The following is a 2,832-nucleotide window of genomic DNA, read 5'->3' on the forward strand; positions in this document are numbered from 1 at the left end:
CGCAGGAATGATTGGGCGTCCTGGCGTAGCTGCAAAGATGTTCGCCACCTTAGCGGAAGCAGGCGTGAACATCCAGATGATTTCCACCAGCGAAGTGAAAGTAAGTTGCGTAGTCAATGCAGCCGAAGGCGATCGCTTCCGTCCTACCTTACAAAAAACGCCTTTAACTTTCAGCCAAACTCTGTCGAGAAATAATCTGACTCAAGATGCTAAAAGTTTGCTAATTCAAGACCCCCATCAAGCATTACCCCAAATCCAACTTACGAATACTGTCAATAACTCTATCTGGACTCCTCGATACGACCTGATAGACAGCAACAGCGAAGACCAACATTTTGTTGTGGAAATGGACAACGATGCACAAGCTCACTTGCGCTTTGGAGACGGTGAATTAGGAATCAAACCAGCAGCCAATACTCACTTCCAAGCGACCTATCGAATAGGTAACGGGCTTGCAGGCAATATTAGTGCTGAAGTGATTTCTTATATTGTTTTTCACAATGTTTTTAATAGTGGTTCGACATTGCAGTCACACCAGCCATTCCCGGCTCAAGGTGGGACAGCACCAGAACCTCTATCTCAGGTGAAATTATATGCACCGCACTTATCTCATGAAAAATTAGAACGTGCTATTACTGCCGATGACTACGCACAGTTGGTAATGCAACATTTCTCGACAAAAGTGCAACGAGCCGCCGCAGCCTTACGCTGGACAGGCAGTCGGTATGAAGTCTGGGTGACAGTAGATCCCTTCAACAAAGAAGCAGCAGATGACAAATTACTCCGAAATATTGCCACAGACCTAGAAAAATATCGTCGCATTGGTCATGATGTCATCGTTCAACGAGCAGATTACGTTTATTTAGATATCGCCATGAGGCACTAAAAATTCGGACTGCTTTGTTCGAGAAATTTAGCTTTGAACGTCAAGAATTAGGAGAAGATGTTGTCCTCAGTAGAGTTATTGGCACGATTCAACAAGTACCAGGGGTAGACTACGTGGATGTGGATATTTTAGATAGCGTTTCCGAAACAGAAGCCCAAAATCCAGACATTCTAAATAAAAAACTTCAACAATTGGCAAAACTAGGCATGAGTAGGGGAGATGGTCAACTACCAGTACAACCAAAACAACGAATTCCTGTAAACTTGGCTGTTTTTGATTCCACAATAAACCAACTTTTTCCCGCTCAATTAGCTATTCTCAGCCCTCAAGTGCCAGACACATTAATTATGAAGGAGTTGAAATCATGAGCAATTCCCCAGACCGCCTTTATGAACTCTTACCAGCTGTTTACCGTATCCGTGATACTGAACAAGGCTATCCCCTACGGGATTTATTGCGTGTCATTGGCGAACAAATTGATGTTGTTGAAGCAGATATTACTCAACTTTATGAAAACTGGTTTATTGAAACTTGCCAAGATTGGGTAGTACCATACATTGGCGATTTAATTGGTTATCAAAATGTTCGCAGTTATGGTACAAATGCGATCGCTGATGAAAAAGGCAATAATATTTTAATTCCCCGTCGTGAAGTCGCAAATACTATTCGCTACCGACGGCACAAGGGGACGTTGGCTTTGTTGGAATTGCTGGCTGATAAAGTGGCTGGCTGGCCAGCACGAGTTGTAGAATTTCATCAGCTAGTTAACAAAACACAACATATCAATCACCTGCATTCGTCAAGCTCAACAACAGTAAATCTGCATCAGGTCGATGCAATTACCAAGTTAAATAACCCATTCGATGAATTAGCTCATACAGTAGATATCCGCCAGATTGGTTCACAGTATCAACCTGGAAAGTATAATATTGCCAATGTTGGTGTTTTTGTTTGGCGATTAAAACCTTATTCCATGACTCTAACACCAGCTTTTTGTTTGGAAGAAGTTAGTTCTAACTGCTACACCTTTAGTATTACGGGTAATGACACTCCGCTTTATAATCGTCCCCAAATAGCAGAAGATGAAACTAAAATTGCTCGTGAATTCAACTTACCTATTCCCATTCAACGGCAAGTTTTGCAATCTCGTAAAAAGGATTATTTTGATTCCAACCCAAATCCAGAACAATTTAGCAAAAGTTTGCAAGTCTGGAAAGGTGTTGGCTCAAAATTGCAACTAGTTTCTCCAGAACAAATTATTATTGCCGATCTGAGTGATTGGAATTATCAACCAGAGCAAGATTATATAGCAGTTGACCCAGAATTAGGCCGGATGATTTTTCCGATACGCCAGTTACCAAAAAATGGTGTTTGGGTTTCTTATCATTATGGTTTCAGTGCTGATATTGGTGGTGGTGAATATGACCGAACTTTGTTAGATTCTGCGTCACATTTTTTACTTGATGTTGGTGATATTCTAGAGCCAGCCGCTTTGATCTCGCAACAAGATACCTCTGCATTATCTGAGTTTTTGCGAGCGCAATTTTCCAGCGATACCCAAAGGCTTTTGGATGCCTACACCATTTCTCCTGCCGAACCAGCTTTAATTACAGCTTTGCTCAAAGAGCTAAATCAACTACTTTTGGGTGAAAGTCTCTATGATGAAGAACGTTTTGCAGCTATCACCTTGAGTGCAGAAATTAAAAGATTGGTTCAGCAAAATCTCCACGGCAAAGAACTGATTCGCTGCAATCGGTTGCTATTAGAAGAAGCTTTTGCATCTCAAATCAGAAAGCATTACGCTCATTACAGCGTCAGTCAAACCTCACAAGCGGAGTATCAAACGATTACCGAAGCAATCTCCCAGTGGCAGCGAGACAAACCCCATAATGCTGTGATTGAAATTGTTGACAGTGGTGTTTATGTAGAACCAATCTTTTAATTTC

3 protein-coding genes are annotated in these 2,832 nt (G+C 41.6%); all 3 read left to right on the forward strand.

Annotation, left to right across the window (positions count from 1 at the left end; translation table 11 throughout):
• Positions 1-886: ACT domain-containing protein (locus LC574_RS34190; RefSeq protein ID WP_229458053.1), on the forward strand; the 886-nt coding region annotated here is incomplete at its 5' end.
• 14 nt (positions 887-900) lie between these two features.
• On the forward strand, positions 901-1,254 hold the full coding sequence (locus LC574_RS34195) for a hypothetical protein (RefSeq protein WP_229458054.1): 354 nt from the start codon (positions 901-903) through the stop codon (positions 1,252-1,254).
• Positions 1,251-2,828 carry a hypothetical protein gene (locus LC574_RS34200; RefSeq protein ID WP_229458055.1) on the forward strand — a complete coding sequence of 526 codons (1,578 nt, stop codon included), beginning with the start codon at positions 1,251-1,253 and terminating at the stop codon, positions 2,826-2,828. The genes LC574_RS34195 and LC574_RS34200 overlap by 4 nt, the downstream gene beginning before the upstream one ends.
• Positions 2,829-2,832: the final 4 nt, after the last annotated feature.

This window comes from Nostoc sp. CHAB 5715 (assembly GCF_020829685.1).
GTDB lineage: Bacteria > Cyanobacteriota > Cyanobacteriia > Cyanobacteriales > Nostocaceae > Nostoc.